The organism is bacterium (genome assembly GCA_030654305.1).
GTDB lineage: Bacteria > Krumholzibacteriota > Krumholzibacteriia > LZORAL124-64-63 > LZORAL124-64-63 > PNOJ01.
Genome location: JAURXS010000213.1, coordinates 1 through 7576, shown reverse-complemented (window position 1 = coordinate 7576; position 7576 = coordinate 1). Strand labels below are relative to the sequence as shown.

The window sequence follows — 7576 nt, the reverse complement described above, 5'->3', positions numbered from 1 at the left end:
CCCGGTGGCTGCGCGAGCGTAGCAGCCAGCTCCGCCCGCCCCGCAGGACCTCCACCAGCAGGGGCACCGGCCGGTCCGACGCGGTGTCCGCGCCGTCCGCCGGCCGCGAGGAACGCACGAGCTCGTCGAGGGCGTCGGCCGCGGTCTCGGCGCCGGGGGCGTCCAGGTCCAGGCGCAGCAGCACCTCGTGCGTCCAGGCCCGCAGCGCCTCGTCGACCGTCACGGCGCGGTCGGCGATGACGATGCGGGTGCCGTCGTCGTTGACCCGCATGCGCCCGCCGACGATCAGGATGCCGTCGCCCTGGATCAGCGGCGCCGACTTCTCGTAGAGGTCGGCGTAGGCGATGACCTCGATCATGCCGCGGCGGTCCTCGAAGTGGGTGCGGGCGTACAGGCGCTTGTTGCGGTCGCGGGCCTCGGTGAAGGAGGTGACCACGCCGGCCAGGTCGACCCACGCGCCCTCGCCCAGGGTCGCAGCCCGCCGCGTGTCGGACACCGGCAGCGCGTCCATGAACTCGCGGTACTCGTGGAAGGGGTGCCCGGAGAGGTAGAAGCCGACGGCCTGGCGCTCCAGGCTGAGCTCGTCCAGCGGGTCGTGGGGCGCGCAGGGCTCCAGGACGGGCTCGACCTCCGCGCCGGCGGCCGCACCGAACAGCGAGGCCTGGCCGCGCGACCGCTCGCGGGCGACCCGCGACCCGTACTGCAGCGCGCGGTCGAGGTTCTGCAGCATCTGGCGGCGGTGCCCGGTGAGGCCGTCCAGCGCGCCGGCGTTGATCAGGCTCTCGACGACCTTGCGGTTGAGCGCGTTGAGGTCGACGCGCTCGCAGAAGTCGTAGAGGTCCCGGAAGTCGCGGCCCAGCTCCGCGCGGGCGCGCACGATCTCCTCGATGGCCTTGCCGCCGACGTTCTTGACGGCGCCCATGCCGAACAGGATCTCGCCGCCGCGCACCCCGAACTCGCAGCTCGGGCTGTTGACGCTGGGCGGCACGATGCGCAGGCCCAGCGACTTGACCTCGTCGATGAGCTGGGTCACGCGGTCGGACTTGCGCATCTCGGTGCTCATGGTCGCGGCCATGAAGGCGGCCGGGTGGTGCGCCTTGAGCCAGGCCGTCTGGACCGACAGGACCGCGTAGCTGGCCGAGTGCGACTTATTGAAGCCGTACTCGGCGAACTCGGCCATGGTGTCGTAGACGGACTCCGCCAGCGACTGCGGGTACTCCCGCGCGCGCGCGCCCTCGACGAACAGCACGCGCATCTGGTCCATCATGTCCTTGTTCTTCTTGCCCATGGCCTTGCGCAGCGTGTCCGCCTGGCCCATGGAGAAGCCGCCCATGACGGCCGCGATCTGCATCACCTGCTCCTGGTACAGGATGACGCCGTAGGTCTCGCGCAGCACGGGTTCGAGGTCCTTGTGCGGGAAGGACACCCGCTTGCGGCCGTGCTTGCAGTCGACGTAGACCTGGTCCATGTGCGCGTTGAGCGGGCCGGGCCGGAAGAGGGCGTTCACGGCGACGATGTCCTCGAAGGCCTCGGGCTTCATCTTGCGCAGCAGTTCCTGCATGCCCGAGCTCTCGAGCTGGAAGACACCCACGGTCCGCCCCTGCTGCAGCAAGCGGTAGGTCTCGGGGTCGTCCATGGGCAGCTCGGCGGGCGTCAGGCGCCTGCCGGTCGCCTGCGCCACCAGGTCCAGCGCCTTGTCGATGACCGTCAGGGTGCGCAGGCCCAGGAAGTCCATCTTCAGCAGGCCCATCTTCTCGACGATGCGCATGTCGAACTGGCTGGTGATGTCGTCCTTGGCGGACTTGTACATCGGGATGTGCTCGATCAGGGGCTGCGGCGTGATCAGCACGCCCGCGGCGTGGATGCCCGGGTTGCGCGAGAGCCCCTCGAGCACCAGCGCGTTGCGGATGAGCATGTCGTGCCGCGGCGACTCCTGCCGCACGGCCTTGAAGCCGGGCACCTCCTCCAGCGACGCCGCCAGCGAGACGCCGGGGCCCTCGGGCACCAGCTTGCTGAGCCGGTCGGCCTCCGCGAAGCTGAAGCCCAGCACGCGCCCCACGTCCTTCAGCACGCCGCGCGCGGCCATGGTGCCGAAGGTGATGATCTGCGAGACGTTCTCGCGGCCGTACTTCTCCTCGACGTAGCGGATGATCCGCGGGCGCTTCTCGAAGCAGAAGTCCACGTCGATGTCGGGCATCGAGACGCGCTCGGGGTTCAGGAAGCGCTCGAACAGCAGCTGGTTGCGGATCGGGTCGATGTCGGTGATCCCCAGGCAGTAGCAGACGAGGCTGCCGGCGGCCGAGCCGCGGCCCGGGCCGACCGGGATGTCCATGTCCCGCGCCGCGCGGATGAAGTCCCAGACGATCAGGAAGTAGCCGGCGTAGCCGGTCTGCCGGATCACGTCCAGCTCGTAGGCGAAGCGCGTCTCCAGCTCGGGCGTGATCGCGGGGTAGCGGCGCGCGAGGCCCTCGCGCGCGAGGTGCACCAGGTAGGCGCACTCGTCCGGGAAGCCGGCGGGCAGCGGGAAGGCGGGCAGCAGCAGCTGTCCCAGCTCGAGCTTGAGGTCGCACATGCCGGCGACCCGCAGCGTGTTCTCGCAGGCCTCGGGCCAGTCCCGGAACAGCTGCAGCATCTCGTCCGCGGACTTCAGGTAGATCTGGTCGGTGTCGTAGCGCCACCGGCCGGGGTCCTCGAACTGCCGGTTGGTGCCGATGCAGAGCAGCAGGTCGTGGGCCTGAGCGTGGTCGCGCTCGAGGTAGTGGCAGTCGTTCGTGCAGATCAGCCCGACCCCGGTCTGGCGCGCCACCTCGGGCATCAGGCGCCGGACGCGCGCCTCGTCCTCGAGGCCGTGGTCCTGGATCTCCAGGAAGTAGTTGTCGGCCCCCAGGATGTCGCGGTACTCGGCGGCGGCGCGCGTCGCGCCCGCGACGTCGCCCTGCCGCAGGTAGCGGCTCGGCTCGCCCGACAGGCAGGCGCTCAGGGCGACCAGCCCCTCGCGGTGCGCGTCGAGCAGCTGCTTGTCGATGCGGGGCTTGTGGTAAAAGCCGTCGAGGTAGCCCCGCGAGGACAGCTTCATGAGGTTGCGCCATCCGGTGCGGTCGCGGGCCAGCAGCACCGTGTGGTGGGGGCGGCCGCCGGCCTCGGCGCTGCGGTCGCGGTGGTCGGGGACGACGTAGGCCTCCATGCCCAGGATCGGCTTGATCCCCGCCTTGCCGCAGGCCAGGTAGAACTCGACGGCGCCGAAGAGGTTGCCGTGGTCGGTCAGGGCGACCGCCGGCATGCCGAAGGACGCCGCGCGCTTCGCCAGGGACTCGGCCTTCATGGCGCCGTCGAGCAGCGAGTAGTCGGAGTGGTTGTGCAGGTGGACGAACGTCGTCGTTGCCATCGGCCTCGGTCCGGGTCGCGCGGTTGCTGGTCGTTCAGGACGCGGGTCGTGCGGTCGCTGTCCGGGATCGCCGATCCACCATAGCAGCACCGCCGGGTTGGCGTCCACCCGGGGGCGGCGCCTGCGGTCTAGGGGCGCAGTTCCAGCCGGTAGACGCGCTCGACGGCCAGCCCGGCGCGGTCCCGGGCCGCGACCGCGAGGCGGTGCGGGCCCGCGGCCAAATCGTCGGGCAGTTCGACCAGCAGGCGGTCCCGCAGCGGGTCGGGCTCGGGCGTAAGCGCGGCGCCGTCCAGATCGACGCTGACGGTCGCGGGATCGATGCCGCTGCCGCGGTCGTCCAGCGGCAGCGCGAGCACCTCCCAGCGCGGCGGCGTGACCGCGGGGTCGACGGCGGCCGGACCGGGTCCGACGACGCCTTCGGCCGGCCCGGGCCCCAGGTAGGGCGGCGTGCGGTCGGCGAACAGGGCGTAGCGCCCCGGCCCCGCGATCCCGACCGTCCAGAGGGCGCCGGCGCGCTGCGGGCTGCCGACGCGCCCCCAGGTCTCGTCGCCGCGGTCGATGTAGAGCCCCACCCCGTCGGGCAGCGTGTCGAGCCGACCGGCCGCGAGGGGCAGCGTCACCGACTCGCTGCGGCACCAGTCCGGGCTGCGCATGTCGAGCGCCCAGCCGAGGTGGACCAGGCCCTGGGACCGCAGGGCGCGGCGGACCTCCGCCAGGGTCAGCCGGTCGGGCACGGCGGCGTAAGGGCCAGGCGACACGGCGGTTTCGCCCGCCGGCCCGCTCGCGCAGAACGGGGTCAAACGGCTGCCGGGGGCCTCGCCCGCCGATTCCACGGGCGAGGGACGCCAGCCCCCCCCCGTCGGCGCCTCGCCTCCCGGGGCGACCACCGTCAACCGCCAGGCGACCTCGCCGGCGTTGCCCGCGCGGTCCTCGACGCGCAGGCGCACGACGTGGTCGCCGGGAAGCAGGACCGTCGGGTCGCGCGACCACTCCCCGCCGCGGCGGCCGTCGAGGCGGTTGCCCTCGCGGCGCATCAGCCAGCGCTCGCGACCGCCCGGGAGTTGCAGCCATTCCAGACGCATGTAGGCCTGGGTCGTCAGGTCGAAGACGTCGTTGCGCGCCTCGAGGACCAGCGAGTCGTCGAGGGTCACCGTCAGGCGCCACGGCTCGAGCCGGTGGCCCGCGGCGTCGGCCGTTTCGTTCACGCGGGCCGTGAAAGCGACGGGACCGTCCACCGTCAGCGGCGGCAGGGTCCCGGCGAGCGGCGCACCCGTCTCGAACAGCCGGGCGCCGGCCGACCCGGCGACCCGCACGCCCGGCGCCGCCGGCAGGCAGCGCACGGCCAGGATCTCCGGCGAGATCGTGTCGGGCGGCGCGAAGCCCCACGCCAGCGGGTCCAGGGGCAGGTTGGCCGCGTCGCGCACCTCGAAGTGCAGGTGCGGCCCGAGGGTGCCGCTCTGTCCGGACAGGGCCAGGACCTCGCCGCGCCGCACGCGGTGGGCGCCTGGCGTCAGGACGAGGTCGGCTTCGGAGGCGCCGCGCCGGCGCAGGTCCGCGCGCACCAGTTCCCGCCAGGGGTCCGCGAGGCGCTCCAGGTGGGCGTAGACGTAGGTCCGGCCCGAATCGCCGCGCAGGTAGACGACCCAGCCGTAGCCGAAGGGCGCCACGCGCAGCCGGCTGATCCAGCCGTCCTCGGCGGCCCGGACCGGCAACCCGCAGCGGCCGCCGGTCTTGAGGTCGATCCCGGCGTGGAAGCGGCCGAGGCGGTGTTCCATGAAGTTCGAGGTCAGGTGGCGGGTCGGCAGGTCCAGCGGCCAGACGGGGGATGGATCCGGAACGGCCTGGGCGCGCGCCGGCGGCACGACGTCATCGGCGCCGATGACGACGGCCAAGACGGCTGCGAGCAGCAGGCGGGCGAGGCGCCGGGACATCTCCACCTCCGGATGGGGGCGGCTACGGTAGCAGCGGTCGGGGGCGATGTCCAGCAAACGCGTTTTTCCTGGCCCGTGGGGCCCTGCCGTGCTAGATTTCCAAATTCGTGCCGGCCTGACGAGCCGTCCCGTTCCGCGGGACCGGCCGTGGGTACGTGCCGCACGATGCCGCTCCGATACCAGGTCGTTTCGATACCAGGTCGTTCCGCTACCAGGAGATCCACGATGTTCCAGCTTCTGCGGTCCCGGGCGAAGTTCTTCTACTGGATCATCGCCATCAGCTTCATCCTCTTCACCTTCGTGGTGTGGGGCGCCCAGTGCAACGATCGGAGCATGGGCAACGGCCCCTCGCCGCAGGTGCTGGGCAAGATCAACGGCGAGAAGATCTCCGCCAGCGAGTGGGACGATGCGTACCGCGGGTACCTCGCCAACATGCGGCAGCAGTACGGCGGCGCCGCCCTGACCGCGAACCAGGAGGCCATGGCCGCCGATGCCGTCTGGCAGTCGCTGCTGCGCTTCAAACTGGCCAACCTGGAGATCGAGGAGCGGGGACTCGGGCTCAGCGACAAGGCGCTCGAGGACCTGATCTGGAACGACCCGCCGGTCGAGCTGCGCTCCCAGTTCACCGACAGCACGGGGGTGTTCGACCAGGTCTCCTACCGGCAGGCCCTGGAGGACCCGAACTTCAACCTGGACGGCCTGCGCAACTACCTGCGCACGGCGATCCCGCAGCAGCGGCTGATGACGGCCCTGGCCGCCGACGCCACCGTCAGCGAGTCGGAACTGCGCGAGGAGTTCACCCGCCAGACGGGCCGCGCCGTCGCCGAGTACGTCGGCGTCACGCTGAGCGACCTGACGCTGCCCGTCCAGCCCACCGACGCGGAGATCGCGGCCTACTACGCCGCCCATCCCGACGAGTTCGAGGAGCAGAAGCGGGTCGAAGTCCAGCTCGTGCAGCTGCCGATCGAGCCCAGCGCGGCGGACGACGCGGAAGTCCTGGCCATGGCCGGCGAAGTGCGCCAGGAGATCCTCTCCGGCGAAATCGATTTCACCCGCGCGGCCGCGCTCTACTCCGAGGACGAAGGCTCGAAGGCCAACGGCGGCGACCTGGGCAGCTTCGACCGCAGCCGCATGGTCCCGGAGTTCGCCAACGCCGCCTTCAGCCTGCCCGTCGGCGAGATCAGCGCCCCGGTCAAGACGCAGTTCGGCTACCACCTCATCGAGGTGCTCGCGCACGAGCCCGCGGGCCAGGTCCACGCGCGGCACATCCTGTTCAAGTTGACCCCGGGGGCCGACACCGCCGCCGCGCTCTACGAGAAGGCCGAGGCCTTCCGCCAGAACGCCCTGGACAAGGGGTTCGCCTCGGCCGCCGCGGCGAGCGGGCTCGCCGTGCAGACGCCGCAGGCCTGCCGCGAGGGCCGCGACATCCCCGGCTACCAGAACACCGTGTCGGGCACGCAGTTCGCCTTCTCGTCGAAGCCGGGCGACATCAGCCGCGTCCTGGGCGGCGAGGACACCTACTACGTCGTCGGGAACGTGCGGATCCTGCCGGCCGGCCCCGCGCCGCTGGCCGACGTCCAGCCCCAGATCGTCGTGAAGGTCACCCGCGAGAAGAAGCTCGTCCTGGCGGACGCCAAGCTCTCCCCTGCCGTGGCCGCGCTGAACAGCGGGCGCACCTTCGCGCAGGTCGCCGCCGAGCAGGGCCTCGCCCACGCCGTGACCGACACCTTCACCGCCACGGGCAACGTGATCGGGGTCGGCTACAACACCGATTTCAACCAGGCGGCCTTCGCCAACCCGATCGGCACGCTGGTGCCCCGCGTGGACACCCCCCGCGGCCTGTACGCCCTGCGCGTGCTGTGGCGCACGTCCTTCGACGAGATGGGCTTCCTGTCGCAGCGCGCCACCCTCGAGCAGACGGTGCTCGGGCGCAAGCAGCAGGAGGCTATCGACGCTTGGTACAAGGAGCGCTTGGAGAAAGCCAAGATCGAGGACAACCGGGCGGCGCTGTTGAACTGACGTCCACACCGGAACCGTCCACGCGAAGGGCCCCGGTCGCGCTGCGAGGCGACCGGGGCCCTTCTGCGTGATCGCAGCGGGAATCAGCCATCGCCGAAGGGGTTGCGGGGCTTGCCCCGCTCGAACTTGAGCAGCCCCTCATCCATCCCCTTGAGCCTGTCCTGCTGCCTTCGGTCCTGATCCCCGTCGGCGAACAGCCGGCTCATCCGCTCGGCTTCCTCGCGCTTGCGCTGCTCGAACT

3 protein-coding genes are annotated in these 7576 nt (G+C 71.6%); 1 reads left to right on the top strand and 2 read right to left on the bottom strand.

Annotated elements, in window-relative coordinates; all coding sequences use genetic code 11:
* Positions 1-3385: DNA polymerase III subunit alpha (gene dnaE / locus Q7W29_05775; GenBank protein MDO9171321.1), on the bottom strand; the 3385-nt coding region annotated here is incomplete at its 3' end.
* Between the two features lie 128 nt (positions 3386-3513).
* Positions 3514-5316 (bottom strand): M23 family metallopeptidase, encoded by a 1803-nt coding sequence (locus tag Q7W29_05770; GenBank protein MDO9171320.1) that lies wholly within the window; start codon positions 5314-5316, stop codon positions 3514-3516.
* Between the two features lie 225 nt (positions 5317-5541).
* On the opposite strand from Q7W29_05770, the gene Q7W29_05765 reads away from it, so the two are divergent.
* A complete protein-coding gene (locus tag Q7W29_05765) occupies positions 5542-7335 on the top strand; it encodes a peptidylprolyl isomerase (protein ID MDO9171319.1) in 1794 nt (597 codons plus the stop codon).
* The last annotated feature ends 241 nt before the right edge of the window (positions 7336-7576 follow it).